Source organism: Tenacibaculum singaporense, from assembly GCF_003867015.1.
Taxonomy (GTDB): domain Bacteria; phylum Bacteroidota; class Bacteroidia; order Flavobacteriales; family Flavobacteriaceae; genus Polaribacter; species Polaribacter singaporensis.
Genome location: NZ_CP032548.1, coordinates 1,745,883 through 1,770,354, shown reverse-complemented (window position 1 = coordinate 1,770,354; position 24,472 = coordinate 1,745,883). Strand labels below are relative to the sequence as shown.

24 protein-coding genes are annotated in these 24,472 nt (G+C 31.8%); 8 read left to right on the top strand and 16 right to left on the bottom strand.

All coding sequences use genetic code 11. From position 1 onward, the window contains the following. Nucleotides 1-27: 27 nt before the first annotated feature. From D6T69_RS07825 to D6T69_RS07805, 5 genes are all read left to right on the top strand, one after another. Nucleotides 28-300, top strand: a complete 273-nt coding sequence (locus D6T69_RS07825; RefSeq protein WP_099216100.1) for an HU family DNA-binding protein — start codon at nt 28-30, stop codon at nt 298-300. Nucleotides 301-420: 120 nt separating this feature from the next. Continuing rightward, nucleotides 421-1,191 (top strand): pentapeptide repeat-containing protein, encoded by a 771-nt coding sequence (locus D6T69_RS07820; protein WP_125067218.1) that lies wholly within the window; start codon nt 421-423, stop codon nt 1,189-1,191. Between the two features lie 239 nt (nt 1,192-1,430). Beyond that, nucleotides 1,431-1,703 carry a DUF4242 domain-containing protein gene (locus tag D6T69_RS07815; RefSeq protein WP_125067217.1) on the top strand — a complete coding sequence of 91 codons (273 nt, stop codon included), beginning with the start codon at nt 1,431-1,433 and terminating at the stop codon, nt 1,701-1,703. Nucleotides 1,704-1,884: 181 nt separating this feature from the next. After that, the gene (locus D6T69_RS07810; RefSeq protein WP_125067216.1) at nt 1,885-2,319 is read left to right on the top strand and encodes a MarR family winged helix-turn-helix transcriptional regulator; all 435 of its coding nucleotides are present in this window, start codon (nt 1,885-1,887) and stop codon (nt 2,317-2,319) included. A gap of 1 nt (nt 2,320) precedes the next feature. After that, on the top strand, nt 2,321-3,754 hold the full coding sequence (locus tag D6T69_RS07805) for a serine hydrolase (RefSeq protein ID WP_125067215.1): 1,434 nt from the start codon (nt 2,321-2,323) through the stop codon (nt 3,752-3,754). A gap of 39 nt (nt 3,755-3,793) precedes the next feature. Here D6T69_RS07805 and D6T69_RS07800 read toward each other — a convergent pair whose 3' ends face one another. Further along, a complete protein-coding gene (locus D6T69_RS07800) occupies nt 3,794-4,975 on the bottom strand; it encodes a THUMP domain-containing class I SAM-dependent RNA methyltransferase (RefSeq protein ID WP_125067214.1) in 1,182 nt (393 codons plus the stop codon). 113 nt (nt 4,976-5,088) lie between these two features. On the opposite strand from D6T69_RS07800, the gene D6T69_RS07795 reads away from it, so the two are divergent. Beyond that, nucleotides 5,089-5,817: a class I SAM-dependent methyltransferase gene (locus D6T69_RS07795; protein ID WP_125067213.1), complete on the top strand. Its 729-nt coding sequence runs from the start codon at nt 5,089-5,091 to the stop codon at nt 5,815-5,817. Continuing rightward, nucleotides 5,814-6,503 (top strand): ZIP family metal transporter, encoded by a 690-nt coding sequence (locus tag D6T69_RS07790; protein WP_125067212.1) that lies wholly within the window; start codon nt 5,814-5,816, stop codon nt 6,501-6,503. The genes D6T69_RS07795 and D6T69_RS07790 overlap by 4 nt, the downstream gene beginning before the upstream one ends. Here D6T69_RS07790 and D6T69_RS07785 read toward each other — a convergent pair. The 4 genes from D6T69_RS07785 to D6T69_RS07770 all read right to left on the bottom strand — a co-directional run bounded on the left by D6T69_RS07785 (nt 6,471) and on the right by D6T69_RS07770 (nt 10,105). Further along, nucleotides 6,471-6,839 carry a cupin domain-containing protein gene (locus D6T69_RS07785; protein WP_125067211.1) on the bottom strand — a complete coding sequence of 123 codons (369 nt, stop codon included), beginning with the start codon at nt 6,837-6,839 and terminating at the stop codon, nt 6,471-6,473. The genes D6T69_RS07790 and D6T69_RS07785 overlap by 33 nt on opposite strands. A 535-nt stretch (nt 6,840-7,374) precedes the next feature. Then, on the bottom strand, nt 7,375-7,917 hold the full coding sequence (locus D6T69_RS07780) for a hypothetical protein (RefSeq protein WP_125067210.1): 543 nt from the start codon (nt 7,915-7,917) through the stop codon (nt 7,375-7,377). A gap of 65 nt (nt 7,918-7,982) precedes the next feature. Beyond that, the gene (locus tag D6T69_RS07775) at nt 7,983-8,543 is read right to left on the bottom strand and encodes a hypothetical protein (protein WP_125067209.1); all 561 of its coding nucleotides are present in this window, start codon (nt 8,541-8,543) and stop codon (nt 7,983-7,985) included. 41 nt (nt 8,544-8,584) lie between these two features. Next, nucleotides 8,585-10,105: a helicase HerA-like domain-containing protein gene (locus D6T69_RS07770; RefSeq protein ID WP_125067208.1), complete on the bottom strand. Its 1,521-nt coding sequence runs from the start codon at nt 10,103-10,105 to the stop codon at nt 8,585-8,587. A gap of 86 nt (nt 10,106-10,191) precedes the next feature. Here D6T69_RS07770 and D6T69_RS07765 point away from each other — a divergent pair, with 86 nt between their 5' ends. Continuing rightward, nucleotides 10,192-10,824, top strand: a complete 633-nt coding sequence (locus D6T69_RS07765) for a 7-carboxy-7-deazaguanine synthase QueE (RefSeq protein WP_047789407.1) — start codon at nt 10,192-10,194, stop codon at nt 10,822-10,824. A 48-nt stretch (nt 10,825-10,872) separates the two neighbouring features. Here the strand turns inward: D6T69_RS07765 and D6T69_RS07760 are convergent, their stop codons facing one another. The 11 genes from D6T69_RS07760 to D6T69_RS07710 all read right to left on the bottom strand — a co-directional run bounded on the left by D6T69_RS07760 (nt 10,873) and on the right by D6T69_RS07710 (nt 24,468). Then, nucleotides 10,873-11,745: a cation diffusion facilitator family transporter gene (locus D6T69_RS07760; protein ID WP_125067207.1), complete on the bottom strand. Its 873-nt coding sequence runs from the start codon at nt 11,743-11,745 to the stop codon at nt 10,873-10,875. Nucleotides 11,746-11,896: 151 nt separating this feature from the next. Continuing rightward, nucleotides 11,897-13,348, bottom strand: a complete 1,452-nt coding sequence (locus D6T69_RS07755) for a TolC family protein (RefSeq protein ID WP_125067206.1) — start codon at nt 13,346-13,348, stop codon at nt 11,897-11,899. Next, on the bottom strand, nt 13,338-16,586 hold the full coding sequence (locus tag D6T69_RS07750; RefSeq protein WP_125067205.1) for an efflux RND transporter permease subunit: 3,249 nt from the start codon (nt 16,584-16,586) through the stop codon (nt 13,338-13,340). The genes D6T69_RS07755 and D6T69_RS07750 overlap by 11 nt, the downstream gene beginning before the upstream one ends. Nucleotides 16,587-16,610: 24 nt before the next feature. Continuing rightward, nucleotides 16,611-17,693 carry an efflux RND transporter periplasmic adaptor subunit gene (locus D6T69_RS07745; RefSeq protein WP_125067204.1) on the bottom strand — a complete coding sequence of 361 codons (1,083 nt, stop codon included), beginning with the start codon at nt 17,691-17,693 and terminating at the stop codon, nt 16,611-16,613. A 143-nt stretch (nt 17,694-17,836) separates the two neighbouring features. Continuing rightward, on the bottom strand, nt 17,837-18,262 hold the full coding sequence (locus tag D6T69_RS07740) for a hypothetical protein (protein WP_125067203.1): 426 nt from the start codon (nt 18,260-18,262) through the stop codon (nt 17,837-17,839). Between the two features lie 122 nt (nt 18,263-18,384). Next, nucleotides 18,385-19,338 carry an acetyl-CoA carboxylase carboxyltransferase subunit alpha gene (locus D6T69_RS07735; protein WP_125067202.1) on the bottom strand — a complete coding sequence of 318 codons (954 nt, stop codon included), beginning with the start codon at nt 19,336-19,338 and terminating at the stop codon, nt 18,385-18,387. 106 nt (nt 19,339-19,444) lie between these two features. After that, the gene (locus D6T69_RS07730) at nt 19,445-20,344 is read right to left on the bottom strand and encodes a DMT family transporter (protein ID WP_125067201.1); all 900 of its coding nucleotides are present in this window, start codon (nt 20,342-20,344) and stop codon (nt 19,445-19,447) included. Then, nucleotides 20,331-21,416: an LptF/LptG family permease gene (locus tag D6T69_RS07725; protein ID WP_125067200.1), complete on the bottom strand. Its 1,086-nt coding sequence runs from the start codon at nt 21,414-21,416 to the stop codon at nt 20,331-20,333. The genes D6T69_RS07730 and D6T69_RS07725 overlap by 14 nt, the downstream gene beginning before the upstream one ends. Before the next feature lies 1 nt (nt 21,417). Then, complete coding sequence (gene tgt / locus D6T69_RS07720) at nt 21,418-22,548, bottom strand: tRNA guanosine(34) transglycosylase Tgt (protein ID WP_125067199.1); 1,131 nt, start codon at nt 22,546-22,548, stop codon at nt 21,418-21,420. 71 nt (nt 22,549-22,619) lie between these two features. After that, on the bottom strand, nt 22,620-23,453 hold the full coding sequence (rluF, locus tag D6T69_RS07715) for a 23S rRNA pseudouridine(2604) synthase RluF (protein WP_125067198.1): 834 nt from the start codon (nt 23,451-23,453) through the stop codon (nt 22,620-22,622). 67 nt (nt 23,454-23,520) lie between these two features. After that, nucleotides 23,521-24,468 (bottom strand): PorP/SprF family type IX secretion system membrane protein, encoded by a 948-nt coding sequence (locus D6T69_RS07710; RefSeq protein WP_125067197.1) that lies wholly within the window; start codon nt 24,466-24,468, stop codon nt 23,521-23,523. Nucleotides 24,469-24,472: the final 4 nt, after the last annotated feature.

Here is a 24,472-nt window from a genome sequence, read left to right as displayed (position 1 = left end):
TAATTAATTTTAAAATCTATTTAAATTATGAACAAATCAGATTTAATCGATGCGATGGCTGCTGATGCAGGAATTTCAAAAGCTGCTGCTAAAGCTGCATTAGACTCTTTAACTGATAACGTAACAAAAACTTTAAAGAAAGGTGATAAAGTTGCTTTAGTTGGATGGGGAACTTGGTCTGTTTCTAAGAGAGCTGCTAGAACTGGTAGAAACCCTCAAACAGGAAAAGAAATTAAGATTGCTGCTAAAAATGTAGTTAAGTTTAAAGCTGGTGCTGGTTTAAGCAATTCAGTAAACTAATATTTTCCACGAAACATATTACAAACAGCATTTAGGCAACTAAATGCTGTTTTTTTGTATCCAAGTGTCACAAAAAACAAATACTGGTTGTCTATTATATAGAACTTAAAACCATTTAAAATGAAAAATATAGTTACTGTTATCGGTCTTTTATTCTGCTTTTCAACTGCTTTTGCGCAAAAAACTATAAGTGCATCAGATATTATGAGAGATGTAAAAAACGGAAAAGCAATAGAAATTTCAAACGCCACTATTAAAGGTACATTAGACTTTACTTTTATGGATGAGGCTTTACCTAAATTGCCTAAAAGAAAAAGCTGGTGGAATAATGGAGGTTCAAACACTATTGAAAAACAAATTACCAATAAAGTTTCTTTTGTAAATTGTGTTTTTGATGATGATGTTTTAGCTTACATTCCTCATGAAAAAAGTGGATATACGTTTGTAGCTAATTTTGAAGATATTGTTGTATTTAAAGATTGTACTTTTGAACAAAAAGCAATGTTTAAATATTCAGATTTTGAAAAGAACACAAACTTTTCTAATACCAAGTTTAAAGGTGATTCAACATTTAAGTATGCTAAATTTGACAGAGACATTACTTTCGAAAACACCTCTTTTGAAGAGCCAGCTACATTTAAATATGCAGATTTTAAACGTTTTGTAAGCTTTAAAAACTCTGTTTTCAATGAAAGTGCTATTTTTAAATATACTGAATTTAAAGACGGAGTATCATTTAGAAATGTAAAATTTGAAGAAGACTTGAATATTAAATATACCAAAGTATCAGGAGAGTTTGACATTACTGGAATGGAAGTAGCTTTTGATATAGACTCTAAATACACTAAAATAAACGGAAAAAGTTTTAATAAGTATTTAATGAAAAGATAAACTTTATGCTCGCCTCTTATATAAGAGGAGTTAAAATATACTTACGTTAAAGACAAAAAACTCGTGATAAATATTACGAGTTTTTGCCTTTTAAAATTTAGGTTGACTCTTATTGTTAATTACACTAACTTAGTATACAACTTCTTACCCTCATAAACACAACTACTAATGGAGTCCAGAAACCATAAAAAACGGGGTAAATCCGAAAAACCAAACGAGTAGGAATTAAATTTAACGTTATGCCTAAATATGTTATTGAACGGGAGCTTTTAGGAGCTGGTGAATTATCTTCAGACCAACTAAAAGAAATTTCACAGACATCTTGTGATGTATTGAATGAACTAGGCCCAAAAATACAATGGGTTCATAGTTATATTACAGATAATAAAATATACTGTATTTATAATGCACCTAGCGAATCAAAAATTCGTGAGCATGCTGAAAAAGGAGGATTTCCTATAAATAATATCAATAAAGTTTCAACTATTATTGATCCAGTTACAGCTAAGTAAAATCAACTTATTACTTCAAAAAAAGTCTCAAAAGCAAACGAGACTTTTTTTTAAAATAATCTTTACTTAACAACTTCCAAGCTTAATAAGTAGCAATTCCCTTCAGTACAATAATATTTATCACTCACCTTATTTGATATATCAAATAAAATTATATATTTGCTTGATATATCAAATAAAAATGAAATTTAATACTCCAACAACAACCGTACTTTACTCTATAGAGGAAACTATAAAAGCATATCGTAAACTAAGTCAACATAATATATCACAGGTTGTTCCTGATATTACTGTAGACCAAGCATTAATTTTATTGTTATTAGAAAATAACGATAAAACTCAAACGGAAATTGCCGATTTAGTTTTTAAAGACTATGCTTCTATGACGCGTATAGTGAAACTAATGATATCTAAAAACTATTTAATTAAAACAACGGATAGAAAAGACAAGCGAAAGGCTAAGTTAGAAATTACAGATCAAGGAAAGGAAATTATAAAAAAACTAAGTCCGATAATACAAAAAAACAGACAAACTGCCTTAAATAATGTGTCCTACGAAGAGTTAGAACAATTATACAAAATTTTAAAAAAAATAACTAAAAATTGCAATTCTTAAAATGAAGAGATTAGCCTACTTACTTGTACTTATAATAACTTTTTCTTGTACTAATAAAAAACCTACTACTTTTAAAAGTCTAAAAATAACTCAAATTGCTAACTATTTAGATTCTTTAGATGGATTCAGCGGAGCAGTTTTAATTGCTAAAAATGATAGCATCATATTCAAGAAAGCATATGGATATGCACACATAGGACACAAAGTAAAAAACAATACTAAGACTAAGTTTTCGTATGCTTCTATTGGTAAATCATTCACTGCAGTTGCCATATTTCAATTAATACAAGAAGGAAAATTATCGTTACAAGATAACATTGGAAAATACCTTCCCAATTATGCTAATAAAGTAGCAAGAGACTCCGTAACCATAGAATTATTACTAAAGCATAGAAGTGGGCTACCTAACTACTTTCATTCAGAAAAGTTCTTAAATACCTCTAAAGAACAATTCAGAACTATGGAAAGTCTTACAAACTTATACGAAAATGAGCCTTTAGAATTTAAGCCAAACCAACAATTTGCTTATAGAAACACCAATTATATTATTCTTGGTAGAATTATAGAAGCCATTACTAAGATACCTTATGAAAAATATATAGAGGAGCATATTTTTTCAATAGCAAACATGAAAAATACGGGTAATTATGATATTGATCTCACTATTGAAAACGCAGCTGAAAACTATACACTTTCGGATCTTTTCCCTAATCAATTACAGAAAACTATTTTTATGGGATCTGTAAAAGGAAGTCCTGCAGGTGGCGGTTACTCTAACGTAGATGATTTGTATCAATTTTCTAAAGCATTTAAAAATAATAAACTACTAGATACGAAATATACCAATATGATGAAAAATAATCCAAAAAATGATTGGTATGGGTACGGAATGCAGTTTGCGGGTGCTAAAAACTCTGGAATTTATGGACATAGTGGTGGACATTATGGTACCGGTGCAGAATGGAGGATTTTTGAAAAGCAAAATTACACTGTTATACTTTTAACTAACAAAGATTTAGATCAAGGTTTTTTTGACGCTCGCTTTTTTATAGAGAAAACTATTTCAGGTACCACACCTAAGTTAGATAATTACTTTTTCACTAAAGATGTAGCTAAAATATGTTTAAATCAAGGGCTTCAACAAGCCAAAAAAGTAGTTAAAAACTCAAACTTCAAACTTTCTCAAATTAACTTGAATGCTAAAGGTTATGAAATGATAAAAAGAGGTTTTTATAAAAAAGCTATTGACTTATTTACACTTGAAGTATTTTCTTTTCCTGAATCGTATGACGCATACGACTCTTTAGGAGAAGCATATATGAAAAACGGACAAATAAGAAAAGCTATAAAAAATTATCAAAAGAGTTTAGAAATAAACCCTGAGAACTTAAATGGAAAGGAGAAGTTAGGCAAATTATTGGCTATGAATAATTAGCACTAACAAAAACTCCGCTGCAAAGCGGAGTTTTTATTTTTATTCTTCCTCATCATTAAATGAAGAATTCTTCTTTGCTTTTTTACTACCTTCATACAGTTCGTATTTTACAAAACGACAATCTAAATCAGCATTTTTAAGCGGTATTCTTTTCGACGTTCGCAATCCTACAAACTTTAGCGCTTGAATATCCGACGTAATTAACCACGCAGTTGAATTTGGATAGTTATTCTTCAAGGTATCCCCTATTTTTGTGTAAAACTCTTCTACATCAATATTTAAACGCTCTCCATAAGGCGGATTGAACAAAATAGTTGTTTTACCAAACACTTCTTTTTTTGAGTTGAAGAAGTTTACGTGATGTACACCTATAAACTCATCCAAATTTGCATTGATAATATTTTGCTTCGCTTTTCTAACTGCCGATGGTGCCTTATCAAATCCCATAATTTTAAAATGAGAACTTCGTATTTTTTTTAACAACGAATCTTGAATAACAAAGTATAAATCTTCATCATAATCCTTCCAGTTTTCAAAAGCAAAATGCTTACGGTTGATATTTGCAGGAATTTGATTCGCAATCATTGCAGCTTCAATCAAAATAGTTCCTGAACCACACATCGGGTCGATAAAATTCTCTTCCCCTTTATATCCTGAAAGTAAAATTAATCCTGCTGCTAATACCTCATTAATCGGAGCAATATTCGTAGCACTTCGATACCCTCGTTTGTGTAACGATTCACCTGAAGAATCCAACGAAATAGTTAGCCATTCTTTATGAATGTGCACGTGAACTTTTACATCTGGGTATTTTAAATCTACGTTCGGACGCTTTTTATACTTATGCATAAAATAATCTGCAATAGCATCCTTCGATTTTAAGCTAATATAATGTGAATTTGAAGTAAAGTTCTTTGAATTTACTACCGAACCTATCGCAAACGTTCCATCAACATCCAAAAAACGTTCCCATTTTACACGTTGAATTGCTTCGTATAAATCTTCTTCATCAAAAATTTTACTACGCTTAATCGGTTTTAAAATACGAATAGCAGTACGCAAAGCTATATTGGCTTTGTACATAAAACCTTTATCGCCTCTAAAAGTAACACTTCTCACCCCTTCTTTCACTTCCATTGCTCCTAGTTGACGTAACTCGTCTGCTAAAACACCTTCTAAACCTGCCATGGTTATGGCAGTCATTTTAAAATCTTTTTCCATGTAACTGTAAAATTTCATTGCAAAAGTACAGCTAATTTTGGGTTGTTGTGAATCTTTTCCACTTTGAATACAAAAAACGTAAGTTTTGCGTATTTTTGCAGACCTTTATAGTTATGAATACAACAACAGATTGGTTTACTTCGTGGTTTAATACACCATACTATCATATTTTATACAAGCATAGAAACGATGCCGATGCACAGTTTTTTATGCGTAATATCACTTCTTTTTTACAACTACCTAAGTTAAGTCGTATTGCTGATTTACCCTGTGGAAAAGGGCGTCATGCAGTATACTTAAACTCATTGGGGTATGACGTTGTGGGAGGTGATTTAAGCGAAAATAGCATTGAACATGCCAAACAGTTTGAAAATGACACACTTCATTTTGAAGTTTGGGATATGCGAAAGCCTATTGAAAGTAAATATGATGCTGTATTTAACCTCTTTACCAGTTTTGGTTACTTTGAAGATGATAATGAAGACATTGCTGTTTTAAAAAGTATTAAAAACGGATTAAAAGAAAACGGTGTATTTGTGTTGGACTTCTTAAATGTAGAAAAGGTAAAAAACACACTAGTAAAAGAAGAAGTAAAAACTATTGACGGCATTGAATTCAATATTAAAAAAGAGATCAAAGACGGATTTATCTTAAAACATATTTCTTTTACTGCTGAAGGAAAATCACACTCGTATACTGAACGTGTAAAATTTTTAACTTTAGAAAAACTACAATCATATTTTGATAGTGTCGGCTTACAAGTAACGCATATTTTTGGCGATTACAATCTTAATGAGTTTAAGTCACAATCTTCTGACCGCTTAATTATTGTTGCTAAATGAGTTACTTTTTACTAATTATTTCTGTTTTAGTAGGTGTTTTATTCGTTTTTACACTAAAACCTAGTAATACCTTCGTTCGTTTGTTATTAGCCTTTAGTGGCGCTTATTTACTTTCGGTAACTATTTTACATTTATTACCCGAAGTATATCACCATACTGATAACACAAAATTAGTCGGTATCTTAATTTTGGTAGGAATCATCATTCAATCAGTATTAGAATCATTCTCTAAAGGTGCTGAACACGGACATATACATTTACATTCTGACTCGTCTAAATTTCCTTGGTTACTTTTTGTAAGTTTATGTATTCATGCTTTTTCTGAAGGATTACCAATTCATCATGCTGATGATAACTTATTATGGGCAATTATTGTACATAAAATTCCTATTGCAATCGTTTTAACTACCTTTTTGTTACATGCAAAGTATTCTAAAAAAACGATTTTTTTCTTTTTAACGGTGTTTGCATTAATGAGTCCTTTAGGTATTTTAGTATCTAACAAAGTTCCTTTAGTAGAACAATACCATACAGAAATTACAGCTTTAATAGTTGGGGTATTTTTACATATTTCAACCATTATTCTTTTTGAAAGCACTGAAAATCACAAATTCAACTATAAAAAGTTTGCTGCTATTATTTTAGGAATATTACTAACTATCTTCTCTATGCACCAACCCCATTGAGAAAGCAGGTAAACAAACTGCTAAATACTCACAAGGTTCTGTAAATGGGTTGGAATACTGAATACGTGTGTGTTTTTCAATTTTGATAGATTGGCCAGCTTCTAACACTATAATTTCACCATCAATATTGAATTGTTTTTTTCCCTTAATTATATAAGTATATTCTTCAAATTCTGGTGTTTGAAAAGGCTCACTCCAACCAGGAGGTGCTATCATGTGCGCTATACTTACTTTTGAATTTCCATCAGTAGCATTTCCAAAATGTTCTTCAATTAACTTTCCATCATTAGTTGGTACTACAAACGGGCTTTTTTGAATCGTATATTTTTTACTCATAATGTTTTACTTATTTCTTTTGGCTATTAAAACCTGTGATTCCTTTTACGAACTTACTTATTTTTTATTCCTTCTACTTAGAGTTATAATATACCAGTAATTTTTAAAACAAAAAAGAGCATCCAAAAATGGATGCTCAATCTTTTCCATGCACAGTTACTAGCCCCCCAGCCGTATACTGTACACTTCGGTTAGTGATTATTAACACAAAATTAACTATTTTATTTTATTACAAAAACTAGAATTAATATAAATAAAGAGTTCTCCATTTAGAAGTATAACTCTTAGAAAAAACTTTCACTTTTTGGTAAAACTATTCTCTGAAAAGTTTCCTTTTGTATATAACAATATGGAGCGCTAATACTACGACATGCTCCGTTGACACTACGGAACGGGTAGTTGATATCACGGCGTGGGTCGCTAACATTACGGCATGCTCCGAAGACACCACGGCACGGGTCGCTAATACTACGGCACGCCCTTTTAAAATAGAGATGTGAGGTTTAGAAAAAGACTTTTTTGAAAAGTATATCTTTTATCTGTCTTTTTTAGCTTCCCAAATTGGTTTAAGGTTTCTTTTAGCACCTTTAAACCTATCTGGCATGTTTTTAAAAGGAGTAACAACAAAAGTAAAGCTGTCGTCTGCACTAAATCGCCAATAATTTCCTTTTAATGCTCCATCTTCTGTTTCAACATTCCAATCAGGAATATTAATTAAAGAAAATTCTTTTGCTTCTTTATTAAAATCTAAAGCAAAATCTCTTAATACATTTTCAGAAGGATACTTCAGTATAATTTTTGCGTTTAAATCCCCTTTATCAGTAACATAAAAAGTACATGATTTTGATGGATAGGTTTCTATTTCTTTTCTCCAATTTCTTGCTATCACCTTTTCTAGCTCTGAACTAACTTGCATACTATCTGCTTCATTCGCTATAAGTGCAAATATGTTTTCTTGAACTATGGTTATTGTTTGCTTATTTGGGTTTATGGTAACGGTTGTTTTCTCCGCTCCTATTCTACTATTTTCTCCAAAGAAAACTCCCAATACAAAAAATGCTATTTTTATTACTTCCATCTTTTAAAAATTACATAGCTATTATTAATTAAAAAGCCGAAACATATGTTTCGGCTTCGAATATTTTAGTTAAACCAAATGGTAAATGATTTAATTTTGGCTAAATCTGGAATTTGCTCTTTGGTTACTTTTTGAGTACTAAATTCTTTTAAACCTAAATCTTCATTATCAATCGTTATTGTTGCGTTTAAATCATCAATAAATAAGGTTGCTGATGAAAATGATGACTCTACTTTACTTACCTTAGTATTTGCATTAATTTCTTGAAAAGTAGATTTAATATTTACTCCTGATTTTGTTTTAAAACGATCATCAAAAATCTCAATACTCTTAATTGTTGACGTAGAGTCTAATTGTTCTTTTGGAGTAATTGTTAGTAAATGCTTTCCTCCTTTTTCATATACTAAATACTTATCATCTTCTTGAAAAAGATTATCTCCTTTAGCCCCTTCACTTAATACTTTAACTACTGAGTCTTGCTTAAATACGTTTTCTATTTCGTTAACAGTTGTTTTCGTTGTTAACTTTCCTACTTTTCCTTTAGCAATATCAAATTTGCTATTACCACACTGGATAAATAGTACTGATATTACTGCGATAACTAAAGGTTTCATAAATGTTCTCATTTGTCTTCTTTTATATTTAAAACGTCTATTTCTTGTATTTCTTATTTTATTACTTTTTTCAAAATTCCAAAGGCTGCTCTTATAAAGGTAGCACTGGTTAATACCTTTACTATTGGGTTCATACGTGTGCTTCTACTACGTGTTGAAGATTTTCTTCTTGTTTTTTCTTCCTCCTCTTTGCGTGCTTCTTCAGTTTTTTCTTTGTTGATTTTTTCTATCTTCTCGTTTAGCATTTCGTAAGCACTCTCCCTATCAATAGTATCGTTGTATTTCGGGATTAATCTTGAATTATCTAAAACTTGTTTAATTTCCTTATCTGTTAATACATCCATTCTACTCATAGGTGCACGTAACATGGTTCGTGCCAATGGTGTTGGAATTCCTTTTTCATTTAATACAGAAATCAACGCCTCTCCTATTCCCAACTGTGTTAATACCTCTTTAGTATCGTAATATTCAGAATCTGGATAGTTTTCTGCAGCTAATTTAATTGCTTTTCTATCTTTTGCTGTAAATGCACGTAAGGCATGTTGAATCTTCATTCCTAACTGTGCTAATACGTCTTCTGGAACATCTTTTGGATTTTGTGTTACGAAGTATAATCCTATTCCTTTAGATCGAATTAGTTTTACAATGCTTTCTATTTGACTTAACAATGCTTTTGAAGCTTCATCAAATACTAAATGAGCTTCATCTATAAAAATTACCAATTCTGGTCGACCACTATCTCCTTGTTCTGGAAAAGTTTCATATACCTCAGCTAGTAACTGTAGCATAAAGGTTGAAAACAGTTTTGGTCTATCTTGAATATCTGTTAAACGTAGTACAGAAATAACACCACGTCCGTTTTCATCAATACGAGTTAAATCGTCAACATCAAATGATTTTTCTCCGAAGAATAAATCACCTCCTTGTTGCTCAATTTCAACAATTTTTCTGAGAATAGCCCCAGTACTTGCGGTAGAAATTCGTCCGTATTCTTTTTTAATCTCTTCTTTTCCTTCATTGGTTATGTATTGAAGGATTTTCTTGAAGTCTTTTAAATCTAATAACGGTAATTGGTTATCATCACAATATTTAAAAATAATCGCTACAATTCCAGATTGTGTTTCAGTCAAATCTAAAATACGTGATAATAAAACAGGTCCAAATTCAGAAACTGTAGCACGTAAACGAACTCCGTTTTGTTCTGAAATAGATAAAATTTCTATTGGAAATTTTGTTGGAGTAAATGGTATTCCGATTTTTTCGTGACGTTCATCAATCTTAGCATGCCCAGGGCTTGGTTGTGCTAATCCACTTAAGTCTCCTTTTACATCCATTAACAATACAGGAATTCCTTTTTCTGACATGTTTTCTGCCAGCACTTGCAAGGTTTTTGTTTTTCCTGTTCCTGTTGCTCCAGCTATTAACCCGTGACGGTTTAATGTTTTTAAAGGAATATTTACATGAGCATTTGTTACAGTTTCTTCTCCTAACATTCCTGCTCCTAACGTAATAAACTCTCCTTTTGTTGTATAACCTTCTTTGATGTAATTGAAAAACTCCTCGGTTTTACTCATTATTTTTGACCTTTTTTGTGATAAAAACACGTAAAAGTAACAAAAATCATTCATTAAATTTTAATGTTGCCTATCTTTGCACCCTTATGTTGAAAAAAGAAGTACAAGAGTTAATTAATACAGGAGAAATGCTTCCGTTAATGGAAGAATTTTACACAATTCAGGGAGAAGGGGCACACACTGGTACTGCTGCTTATTTTATTCGTATTGGTGGTTGCGATGTAGGTTGCCATTGGTGTGATGTAAAAGAAAGCTGGGATGCTAATTTACATCCGCCTACAAAAACGGATATTATTGTTGAGAATGCAAAGAAATATGCCGAAACTGTGGTAATTACAGGTGGAGAGCCTTTAATGTGGAGTTTAGACTATATTACAGGGCAACTTCAAGAAAAAGGTATTAAAACACATATTGAAACTTCTGGAGCGTATGACTTTTCTGGAGTTTGGGATTGGTTTTGTTTGTCTCCTAAAAAAACAAAATTACCTTTAGAACGTGCTTATCAAGAAGCAGATGAGTTGAAAATGATTATTCATAATAAAAATGATTTTCAGTTTGCAGAAGAACAAGCTGCTAAAGTTGGTAAAAAATGTAAGTTGTTTTTACAACCTGAATGGAGTAAAAAGGAAAAAATGACACCGCAAATTATTGATTATGTGATGGAGCATCCACAATGGAAAATTTCCTTACAAACTCATAAGTATTTAAATATACCATAAACAAAAAGCAACCTTTTTACTGAGCGTAGTCGAAGTATAGTTGCTTTTTTAATATTCATTAGGCTCTATATGAATTAAAACATGCCCCAAGTCTGGGAGTTTTTCTCTTAAATAGTCTTTTAATTTATGAGCAATATCGTGTCCTTCTTTTACTGTAATAGTACTATCTACAATGGCATGTAAATCTACATGATATTTCATTCCTGCTTTACGAACAAAGCATTTTTCTGTTCCTAAAACACCTGCTACTTCCATAGACTTTTCTCTTATCTCTTCTATTAAATCATCATATACATGTTCATCCATTATTTCACCCAAAGCTGGTCTAAAAATCAGGTAACTATTGTATAAAATAAAGAACGAAGCCAATAAAGCAGCCCAATCATCAGCTGTTTCATAACCTTCTTTAAAAATAAGTGCTATTGAAATTCCTATAAATGCCATTACAGAGGTAATTGCATCACTTCTATGATGCCACGCATCTGCTTTTAATGAAGAACTATTAGTTTCTTTACTTTTTCTTATAACCACTTGAAAAGATATTTCTTTCCATATGATAATCGCTCCTAAAACAAGTAACGTCCATGGTTTTGGTACTTTATGAGGCGTTTGAATATTCTGTATACTTTCATAAGCTATAATTGTTGCAGATGTTACCAAAAAAGCTACTACTACAAAGGTGATTAAAGGTTCTATTTTTCCGTGTCCGTATGGGTGATTCTTATCTGCAGGTCTTTTCGCATATTTCAATCCTAATAACACTAAAAGAGAAGAAAAAATATCAGTAGTAGATTCAATTGCATCTGCTATTAATGCGTATGAGTTTCCGAAAATACCTGCTAATCCTTTAATAATTGCTAAACTAGTATTGCTTAGAATACTAAAATAGGTAGTTTTTATAGCTAACTCTTCTTTACTCATTGAATTATTATATTACAATCTCTTTTTATGAGGTAGTACGAAGGTAATTGAAATGTATTGAAAAAAAAAGACTCGCCAGTTGGCGAGTCCTTTGGATAGTTTATAAAACTACCTCTTTAACAACAATTAATAATTAATAACGAATGAAAAATTAGTTCCAGCCTCCTCCTAAGGCTTTATATACTTTTACATTTGCTAATAATTGATCTCTTTTCGTTTCTATGATTTCAATTTTAGACTCTAATGCTTCTCTTTGTGTTAACAACACTTCTGTATATTCTGCTCTAGCTGATTTAAACAAACGAATTGAAAGATCTATAGATTCGTTTAACGCTTCTACTTGTTTCTTTTTTAAATCGTAACTATTTTTCAAGTTGTCAATTTTTGAAAGCTCATTGGCTACTTCTAAATACGCATTTAAAATAGCTCTTTCGTATTCATAAACAGCTTGTAATTGTTTATTATTAGCTGTTTTATAAGCTGCTTTTATCGCATTTCTGTTGATTAAAGGCCCTACAATATCTCCTGCTAAAGAATAAACTAACGATTCTGGTGTTGATGTTAAAAACTTAGGTTTAAATGCTTGTAACCCCACTCCTGCTTTTATACCGATTGACGGATAAAAATTAGCTCGTGCTATTTTGGTATTCAATTTAGCTGCTGCTAACTCGTATTCAGCTCTTCTTAAATCGGGTCTGTTTTGTAACAGTTGTGATGGGATTCCTGCTTTTACTCCTTCTATAGGTTTGTCTATAAAATTATCTGAGTTTCTTTCTATAGGTTGTGGGTACCTTCCTACTAAAAAGTTAATTTTATTTTCAGTTTCTACAATCTCTTGTTGAAGTTCATATAGGTGACTTTGGTTTTTAAGTACACTCGCTTCAAACCTACGTACTGCCAATTCAGTTGTTCTTGCAGCCTGTTTTTGAAGCTTCACCATTTGCAATGCATTTTTTTGAATTTCTAAGTTTTGTGAGACCATAGATAACTCATTATCTAATGCTAAAAGTTCGTAATATGAATTTGCAATTTCTGAAACTAAATTAGTTACCATAAAGTTTTTTCCTTCAACACTAGCTAGGTATTCTAATACTGCTGCTTTCTTCTCATTTCGTAACTTCTTCCAAACATCTAACTCCCATGAAGCAGAAAGTCCTATTGAAAAATCAGTTAATGGTTCTGGAAATTTTTCATCTTCTCGGATATGTAAATTTTCTTCTACGGCTCCATTTCTAGTATACTTCCCTACCTTTTCTACTTCTGCCCCGGCATACATATTTACAAATGGTAAATACTCACCTTTTTTTGCTTTGATGTTATTTTTTGAAATAGCTACTTGTTGTAACATTATGTTCAACTCTTGGTTGTTTGATAAAGCTGTATCTATCAAAGAAATTAAATGGGTATCTAAAAAAAAGTCACGCCATTTAATAGTAGCTGTATTTAATGAATCTATAGGTTGATTCTTAAAATTCTCTGGTACTGCTTTGTTCTCCTCTCTTAGTACTTGGTTTGGTACGCAAGAGCACAAAATTAAGAGGGTAAGCACACTTAAAAAGTGTGCTTTTTTTATTACAAATGAACTTCTTTGTTTAGTTTTCATTATTTTCTCTTTTAATTATTTTCTTAAGAAGTTTTTTAAGCTCTGCTATTTTAGCTTTTGTTTTACTTCCTTCAACTTCATTTATTCTTATAAATTCTTCAGAAACTGGTTCATTAGCTTCGTCTTTAATTAAGCTTCTTCCATCACTCATTTTAGCAAATATGTAATAGAGACCTGGTATAATTAAAACTCCGAAAATGGTTCCTATTAACATCCCTCCTAAAGCTGACCCACCAATAGTTCTGTTACCAATAGCCCCAGCTCCGTGAGCTATAACTAATGGTATTAATCCTGCTATAAATGCAAATGAAGTCATTAAAATTGGTCTGAATCGTTCTTTAGCTCCTTCAATAGCTGCTTCAAAAATTGTAGCTCCCTGGCTTCGTTTTAACACGGCAAATTCAACGATTAGCACTGCATTTTTACCTAAGAGACCAACTAACATGATAATACCAATTTGTGCATATACGTCATTCGCTAGGCCCATTAGTTTTAAGAGTGTGAATGACCCGTACACTCCTACTGGAAGCGAGAAAATCACTGCTAATGGCAGTATAAAACTTTCGTATTGTGCTGCTAACACAAAGTATACAAAGGCTAGTACAATGATGAAAATATAAGCTGATTCATTACCTCTTTGTGCTTCATCGTAAGTAAGTCCTTCCCAAGCTACATCATAACCTCTTGGTAATTCTTTTGCTGCTACCTCTTTAATTGCGTTAATAGCATCTCCACTTGTGTATCCTGGTGCTGGTAGCCCTCTAATAGCGGCAGAATTATATAAATTGTATCGTGTTATCTCATTAGGTCCTAGTTTTTTTTCTAAACTCATGAACGCTGAATAAGGCACCATTGCTCCTTCTTCATTTTTAACATATAGCTTTTCTAAATCTGAGGGGATTCTTCTGTATTCTGGTGCTGCTTGTGTGTATACTTTAAAGAATCTACCAAAACGAATAAAACCTTGTTCATAGGTACTACCTATTAAAATGTTTAGGTTTTCCATGGCTTTACCAATGGTTACTCCTTTTTGCATCGCTTTTTTATTGTCGATTTTTAATTCGTACTGCGGATAGTTTGCAGAATAAAAAGTAAATAACCCTGTAAGCTCTTTTCGTTTTGATAACGATTCCATGAACTTATTATTGATACGTTCAAACTCGTGGTAGTCTGTTGAGTTTGTTTTATCTAACAAGCGCATTGAGAATCCTCCTGAAGATCCAAAACCTGGTACTGCTGGTGGTTCAAAATATTCTATAACTGCTCCTAAGTCTTTGGTTTCTTTTTCTAGTTCTTCCATGATTTCGTGAACTGAATGATGACGTTCTGACCATGGTTTTAAGTTAATTAAACAGGTACCTGCATTGGACCCTCTACCTTCAGTCATAATTTCATATCCTGCTAAAGATGAAACTGACTCTACTCCTTCAGTTTCTTCACAAATTTGTTGTAGTTTTCTTGCTACTTCATTTGTACGTTCTAAGGTAGCACCTGGTGGTGTTTGAATAATAGCATAGATCATTCCTTGGTCTTCACTAGGAATAAAACCTGCTGGTAATGTTTTATTGGTAATAAATATTCCTGCACAGAAAGCTAGTAATACTCCAAAGGTTAACATTCTTCGTGCTACGATTCTGTTTAACACTTTTATATATTTTCCTGTAAGCTTTTCAAATCCTTTGTTAAACCAATCAATAAATTTATCTATTATTGATTTTTTTCTTTCTTCTCCGTGGTTATTCTTCAACATCATTGCACACAATACTGGTGTTAATGTTAATGCTACCACTGCTGAAATAATGATAGAACCCGCCATTGTTATAGAAAACTGTCTGTAGAAAACTCCTACGGGCCCTGTCATAAATGAAATTGGTACAAATACAGAAACCATAACCAATGTAATTGCTAAAATAGCTCCTCCTATTTCTCCTAATGCTGCTTTGGATGCTTGATAAGGTGTTAGATGTTCTTTCTCCATTTTTAAATGGACTGCTTCTACCACCACAATAGCATCATCTACCACGATACCAATGGCTAACACTAATGCAAACAGCGTAATTAGGTTTATTGAAAGCCCGAAAAGTTGCATTACAAAGAACGCTCCAATTAAAGATACTGGTACTGCTATAATTGGAATTAAGGTTGATCGTAAATCTCCTAAGAAGAGAAACACCACAATTGCTACTAAAATAAAGGCATCTCTAAGTGTATGTATTACTTGTTCAATTGAGGCATCTAAGAAGTTAGAAACGTCATAACTAATTTGAAAGTCAATCCCTGGTGGTAGATCTTCTTTTAGTTCTTTTAGTTTTTCTTTTACCGATGCTATTACATCACTACCATTACTTCCAAAGGTTTGTTTTAAAACAATAGATGCTGATGGGTGTCCATCTAAATTTGAGTAAATATCGAAAAATTCACTCCCTAATTTTACTTCGGCAACATCTTTTAGCTTTAATATTTCTCCTTCTTCATTTGCTCGAATAATAATGTCTTTGTACTGTTCTGGTTCGTTATACCTGTTTTGATAAGTAAGTACATATTCTAGTGATTGTGATTTGATTCCTGAACTTCTTCCTAATCTTCCAGGTCTTGCCAAAATACTTTGGTCTTCCATCGCTTCTAAAATTTCTTCCGCAGAAATATTATAAGCTCTCATTCGGTCTGGTTTTAACCAAACTCTCATCGCATATTTTCTGCTTCCTAAAATTTTAGCACTGGCGATACCGTTAATACGTTGAATCTCGGGTATCATTTTGGTGTATGCATAATTGTATAGGAACTTTTCGTCATTATGTTTTTCTTTACTAAAAAGGTTCACATACATTAACATACTTGGTTGTACTGGAGTTATAATTACTCCTTCTCGTTGTACTAACTCAGGTAATAAAGGCATTACTTGATCTACCCTTGTTTTTACCCTAACTACCGCCTGATTGGGGTCTGTACCAGGTTCAAAAATTACACGTAAGGTTCCTTCTCCTGCACTTGTAGCATCAGAAGCGATATAACGCATTCCTTGTACTCCATTGATTGCTGTTTCTAGAGGAATTAGTGTTGAGTTTACCAATACATCTGCACTTGAACCGGGATACGCTATAAATATGTTTACCGTGGTTGGTGCAATTTGTGGAAACTGTGATATTGGGAGTTGTTTTATTGATAACAACCCCGTAAAAACAACTATTATCGAAATAACAATTGCTAGTACTGGTCTTTTTATAAATTGACTAAACATGTTTTGCTTAATTTTAGTTTTTGATTACTCTGCATATAAGTCTAAACTAGACATTACAGCATTTGGCTCTTTAAACTCAACATGTATCTTTTGTTGGTCTTTTACCATACGGATTCCTTCTAACAATATTTTATCGTTTTCTGTAAGTCCTTTTTCTACTATAAATAAGTGTGGTAATTCTGCTTCTACAGTAATTTCTCGTTGTTTTACTATATTGTTTTTATCTACTACAAAAACATATTTTTTTTCTAATACTTCAAAAGTGGCTTTTTGTGGAATTATTAAAGCTCCTTCGTATGGAACTTCCATTAAAATACTTCCTGTTTCTCCGTGTCTTAAAATTCCATCTGGATTTGGGAAAGTTGCTCTAAAGGCAATGTTTCCTGTTTCATTGTTAAACTCTCCCTCAATCGTTTCTACAATTCCTTTTTGATTGAATGGTTTGTTATTTGCCATTAAAAGTGTTACTTCTTTTTTCTTGTCTTTATCTTGACTCATTATATAGTCTAGATATTCTGTTTCTGGTACATTAAAGTATACCCACATTTTGCTATTGTCTGATAGTGTTGTTAGGAGCTCTCCTTCATCTAACAAACTTCCTTTTCTAACATGTAAGTGGTCCATTATACCATTAAATGGTGCCTTAATGCTTGTAAAACCTAGGTGTGTTTGTGCTAGCATTACTTCAGCTTTTGCTTTTTCGTAGTTTGCTTTTGCTAAGGCTAATTCGTTTTTAGAAACTACGTTTCCATCTGCTAATAATTCCGTGTTTTTATATTCAATTTCAGCAGCTTTTGCTTCTGCTTTTGCTTTTTGTAAATCTGCCTTATAAACATTTGCTGATATTTGAAACATGTTTTGTCCTTTTTTTACATGCTCTCCTTCATCAACAAATACTTTCTTTAAATATCCTTTTTCTAGTGCCCTCAATTCTATGTGCTGAATGGCATGTATTTGACTTACATAATCTTTGGTTATTGATGTATCTTTTTTAATAGGATTGGTTACAAGGAACTTAGTTTCTGGATGTTTAAATTCCTTTTTTGATTCGCAGCTAATGTTTATTAATAGCGCAAATAGACTCATGAAAATGAAGTTTTTTTTCATTTTTTGTATGTATTTGTAAAGTTAGAGTGAGTGTATAACCATTGAATACCAATGATTATTCTAAAAATTTAATTAAATTCTTATGTGCAGGTATATAAAGTAAACTAAATAAAAGGTTTAGGTTTACTTTACCGAAGAGGGTATCAAATTATAAAAACTTGAAATTTAACATGCAATTTTAAAATAGCGCTATAAGTGTACTCTTTAAAGCGTTGTGCTTTTTCTTTTACTACACAAAACTGGCACTCAAAAAACTGCGCATGTAAAATGGCTGATAAGTAACTTCCGAATTTTGACAAACTTTCATCTACTTCATTTTCATCTTGGGTTTTGTCTTCAATTTCACTGATTTCGAAATAACTCTCCCTTTCAGAATCTTGATGTTGTTCGCTAAAAACGTAATTACTGATGTGTTGAGTAATAAATTGTGGCTCTGCTTTTACGTTTACAGATTTAAAAGTAGCCGCTGAGGTAGTTGTATCAAAAGTCTTTTGGTCTGCATATGATGTAGACCATCCTTTTAATAAAAGTATTAATAAAAATAGATATCTATTAAATGTATTACTCATTTCGACCGGCAAAATTATAGATATATATTCATTTAACAAATAAATCGTATTGTAAAATATTTATAAAACAAAAAAACTCGCCGATTGGCGAGTTTTAATAATATGTTTTTTAGGATATAAAGCTATTCTTTATAAACTCCCATATTTTCATACTTATTCATACGCTGAGCTATCAACTCTTTTTCTTCAAGCTTATTAAGCTCTTTGTATGCTTTAATAATCTGCTCTTTAACAGCTTTAAAAGTTCCTTCACGGTCAGAGTGTGCACCTCCTAAAGGTTCTTTTATGATGTCATCAACTATTTTTAGTTTCATACCATCTTCTGCCGTTAATTTTAATGCTTCTGCTGCTTTTTCTTTTTCTGACCAACTACGCCATAAAATAGAAGAACAGTTTTCTGGTGAGATAACTGAATACCAAGAGTTTTCTAACATATATACTCTATCTCCTACTCCTATTCCTAAAGCTCCACCTGAAGCTCCTTCCCCTATAATTATGGTGATAATAGGCGTTTTTAAGCGAGTCATTTCAAAGATATTACGAGCAATTGCTTCTCCTTGTCCACGTTCTTCAGCTTCTAATCCTGGGTAAGCACCTGGAGTATCTACTAAAGTTACTACTGGTATTCCAAATTTTTCAGCCATACGCATTAAACGTAATGCTTTACGGTATCCTTCTGGATTTGCCATACCAAAGTTACGATATTGTCGTGTTTTGGTATTGTATCCTTTTTGCTGACCTATGAACATAAAAGATTGGTCTCCAATCTTACCTAGTCCACCAATCATTGCTTTGTCGTCTTTTACACTACGATCACCGTGTAACTCCATGAATGTATCTCCACAAAGTGCTTTGATATAATCTAAGGTATAAGGACGATTAGGATGACGAGACAACTGTACACGTTGCCATGCCGTTAAATTCTTATATATATCTTTTTTAGCTTTCTCTAATTTTTTTTCAATCTTCTCACATGTAGCTGTTACGTCTACATCACTTTCTTTTCCTATATCAAAACATTTTGCCAACTGGTCTTCTAGCTCTTTTATTGGCATTTCAAAATCTAAATATTCCATTGTATTCTTGTATATAGTTTGATTTTCTAATTTTCTAGTTAGTTGTTTGTAAAGGCAAACATACTAAAAAATTGTACAGTTTACCTTGATCCTTTTTCTTAAAATACTATTTTTTTATAATTTTCTTTTTTATAGAAGAGGCGTTTTTAAGTACTCCGTTTAGTAATACTACTATTAAGACGATACAGGCTCCATAATAAAACTCTGGATTCATTTGCTCTTTTTCTCCAAATATTAATAATGCCAAGATAATAGCGTATATAGGTTCTAAATTAATCGTGAGCATTACTGTATAAGGTGTTAAATACCTCATTACTTGCACTGAAGCTATAAAAGCATAGGCTGTACAAATACTACTTAAAATTAATAAATACATCCAATCACTTGCTTGTAACTGGAAAAACTCTACTGAAAACCTTTGTGTAAACAACAAGTATATAGTTACTCCTAAAACCCCAAATAATAGTTGGTAAAATGAAATTGTATTGGCTTCATGTTTTTTTATAAATACCCCATTTAACACAGAAAATAAAGCTGATAGAAAAGCAGAAATTAACGCATAAATAATTCCTAGTGTATACTGACTTTCAAAATTAAATATAATATACAAGCCTACTATTACTAACAGTCCTAAAACTATTTCGATTAATTTTATTCTTCTTTTAAAGAAAAAAGGCTCTATAAATGAGGCAAAAAAAGCTCCAGTACTCATCATAACTAAAGCTACTGATACATTTGATACTTTTATTGCTTTAAAGAATGTTATCCAGTGTACCGCTATAATTACTCCTGAAATAGCAAACTTAATTAACGCTTTTTTTTCTACTTTAAATGACTTCTTCCTTATTACAAAATACAAAGCAATAAAACCTACTGCTAATAACATTCTATACCAAACTAAAGGAACTGCATCAATTGATATTAATGCTCCTAAAATAGCTGTAAACCCCCAAATAAAAACGATTAAATGTAAGTGTAGGTAGTTTTTTAATTTATCTCCTTGCATTGAAATATAAATAAATAGCGTATAAACCAAATACTATATTAGGCACCCAAACATTTAACAGCGCGTTTGCTCCAGCCACGGCACCTAATACTTCTGCTACTTTTAAAAAGAAAACATAAATAAACATAACACTTATACCTATTGCTAAATTAACTCCTATACCTCCTCTACTTTTCCTATGTGCTAACCCTACTGCAATTAATGTTAGTATATAGCTGGCAATTGGTAAACTTGTTCTCTTGTATAGTTCTACTAAGTAAGCATTTAAGTTTTTTATTCCTCTTTTTCTAGACACTTCAATAAACTTAACCAACTCTGGAGAGTTCATTTCTTGTGCCATAATATTCTTGTAATTAAAATCTTCTGGTGTAAATGTAAATGTAGTATCTAAGCTTCTTCCTGAAAAGATACTATCTCTTTCTTTAAAAATTTTTCGTTCCTTCCAGTTATGTAATTGAAATGTACTATCCTTTTTTTTCCAATTAATATTATCTGCAGTCAACTTACTTTTCAATTTAATACCATCATATAAGTCTATTGAGAAATTATAACCTGAGTTTCGATTTAAATCAAAATTTTGAACATATACATAGGTACTATCGTTCAACTGTAAACTAAATTCACGAATAGTAGTATCTGAATACTTCTTTTTCTTTAAGTATTTTTTCTCAAAAGCTTTTCTTGTTTTACTACTTGATGGTACAAAAAAATGATTCATTGATAACGCTATTGCACAAACAATGGTTGCTCCAATAAAATATGGATATAGGAATCGTGTAAATGACACTTGTGAGCTATTGATTGCTACAATTTCTGTATTACTTGCTAGTTTTGAAGTAAATAAGATAACCGCTATAAACAATGCTAATGGCATAAATGTATTAGCATAGTAAATAATAAAGTTTTTATAGTAATCGTTAACTATTTCAAACAATGTAAGGTTTTCTTCTCGTAAAAACTTATCTACCTTTTCCGCAATATCTATAGCTACTGCAATAGGTATTAAAATAAGTAACGTAAACAAGAAAGTTGTTAAGTAACGTTTTAATATGTACCAGTCTAGTATTTTCAAATTACAAACGTTTATCCATTTGTTTTACCATCTTGTCTTTCCACGTAGCAAAATCTCCTGCTATAATGTGTTTACGTGCTTCACGAACTAACCATAAATAAAACCCTAAGTTATGTATAGATGCTATTTGTTTTCCTAGCATCTCTCTTGAAGCAAATAAGTGACGTAAATAGGCTTTAGAATACATGGTATCTACCCAAGTAATTCCCATTTCATCAATTGGAGAAAAATCGTTTTCCCACTTTTTATTTTTAATATTTATGCTACCGTGTGCTGTAAATAACATTCCGTTACGTGCATTACGAGTTGGCATTACGCAATCAAACATATCAACACCTAAGGCTATATTTTCTAAAATGTTAATAGGTGTTCCAACTCCCATTAAATAACGTGGTTTGTCTTCTGGCAAAATTTCAGTAACCACTTCGGTCATTGCATACATTTCTTCAGCAGGTTCTCCTACTGATAATCCACCTATTGCATTTCCTTCTGCTCCTGAGTTTGCTATATACTCTGCTGATTGCTTACGTAAATCTTTATATGTACTTCCTTGTACAATTGGAAATAAAGACTGACTATATCCATATTTTGGAGGCGTGTTCTCAAAGTGTTTTATACAACGATCTAACCAACGATGAGTCATGTGCATAGATCGTTTTGCATAGTTATAATCACAAGGATATGGCGTACACTCATCAAAAGCCATAATTATATCTGCTCCAATGGTACGCTGTGTTTCCATTACATTTTCTGGTGTAAAAAAATGCATAGATCCATCTATATGACTTTTAAATTTTACACCTTCTTCATTTATCTTCCTTCTTCCTGACAAAGAATATACTTGGTATCCTCCACTATCCGTTAAAATATTACGATCCCAGTTCATGAACTTATGTAACCCTCCTGCGGCTTCTAAAGTTTCTAACTTTGGGCGTAAATACAAGTGATATGTATTTCCCAAAATAATATCAGGATTAATTTCGTCTTTTAATTCTGATTGATGTACTCCTTTAACTGTAGCTACTGTACCTACAGGCATGAATATTGGAGTTTCTATAGTCCCGTGATCAGTTGTAATAACACCTGCTCGTGCTTTACTTTTAGGATCGGTTATTTTTAAGTCAAATTGCATAAGTGGCAAAGATACACATGTAAGTTGAATGTTTAAAAGTAGAAAGTTAAAAGTTTCTTATTACTCCTTTTTTAATTCTTTCTTCTTCTACCAAACTTGGATTTAAAATCTTGTTTTTTCTTTGATTGAGTACTTTTTTGAGGAGAAGGTTTTTGAGTCTTTTTCTCAGCTCCTTCGTATGTTTTTGACGAACCAGCTACTAGTTTGTTAATTTCATCCATTTCTTTAGATGATAACTCGCGCCACTCTCCTACTTTTAAATTTCCTAAAGTAACATTCATAATGCGTGTACGCTTTAACTTTGTTACTTCGTACCCTAAGTATTCACACATACGTCTTATTTGACGATTTAAGCCTTGTACTAAGGTTATTTTAAACACCGTATCATTTACACGTTCTACTTTACATTTCTTCGTTACAGTTCCTAAAATTGGTATACCGTCACTCATCCGCTTAACAAAACGCTCATTAATTGGCTTGTTTACTGTAACTATATATTCTTTTTCGTGGTTATTTCCTGCGCGTAGAATTTTGTTTACAATATCTCCATCATTGGTTAAGAATATTAATCCTTCTGATGGTTTGTCTAAGCGACCAATAGGAAATAGTCGTTGTGGATGTCCTACAAACTTTACTATATTTTTACGCTCTTTACTATCGGTAGTACAAACAATACCTACAGGCTTGTTTAATGCTATATATATCGTTTTAGGTTTTGCTTTTAATGGTTTTCCATCAATTTTTACCACATCTCCTTCATGAACTCTATTTCCTAACTGAGTGGGTTTACCGTTTATGGTTACTCTTCCTTCAGTTATAAAACGTTCTGCTTCACGACGTGAACATATTCCTGTACTACTTATGTACTTGTTAAGATTTATTGATGTATCGTTACTTTTTTCCATTAATACAAAGAAAAAGAAAATCCTCAAGCTAACACTTGAGGATTTCATAATTTATATGTTTTTATTATTAAAACATAATCATTTTTTGTGTACAACGTGCTAAACTTGGTCTTCTTTCATAGTCAAACCCAAGTGTTATCATGTGTGTACCGTAGTTGTATTCTTGTGTCTTATTCATATTAATACTAAAACCATAAGACAAGTATAAATTGTTCTTTTTTAAACCAAATAGTGGTGCAATAGCGTTTGGTTGAAAAAACTGATCGTTTAAGAATGTATAACTTACCCCAGCCCAAACATATCCGTCTCTAATTCCTTTTCTTGCTTTAACGTTCATATCTGTTCTAGATCGTTTATCAGCTTCTCTATATTCTACTAACATTGAAGGCTCTAATTCAAAGTTTCTGCTTAACCTTGTAAAGGTATAAGAAGTAAAAACTGTATACTTTCTTAATACTTCTGGTTCACCAGTTTGAAAATCTTCAATTTCCTTATTTAGAATATTTATTGCGTTAAGACTTATACTAAATCGTTCGTAACGATATAATAGACCTACATCAAAATTTGAGTTATTTAGTGTTCTATTTGGTACTACTTGCCCTGAATTATTTTCTGAAGTATCAATACCAAACTGAATAAAACTATAACTTAATGCGAATGATAAAAAGCTATCGTGAAAGTCACTTAATGTTAAGTGACTTGCAAACGATAATTTAGCTCCTTTGTGAGTTGTATATCCATTTTTATCATTAAATAAAGTAATACCTCCACCAAAAGTATCAGCTAAACGAGCTTCAACTGTTAACGATTGTGTATCTGGAGAATCCTTAACCCCAATCCACTGGCTTACTCCATTTAATCTAACCTGTAATCCAGTACCAATACCTGCATACGTTGGAGATATTAAAAACGGGTTATCAGCTAAATGACTCACATATTGTGGTAATTCTACTTCTTGTGCAGTAACTTTTACACTACTTAATACTACACATAAAATTAATATTATTTTTCTCATTTCT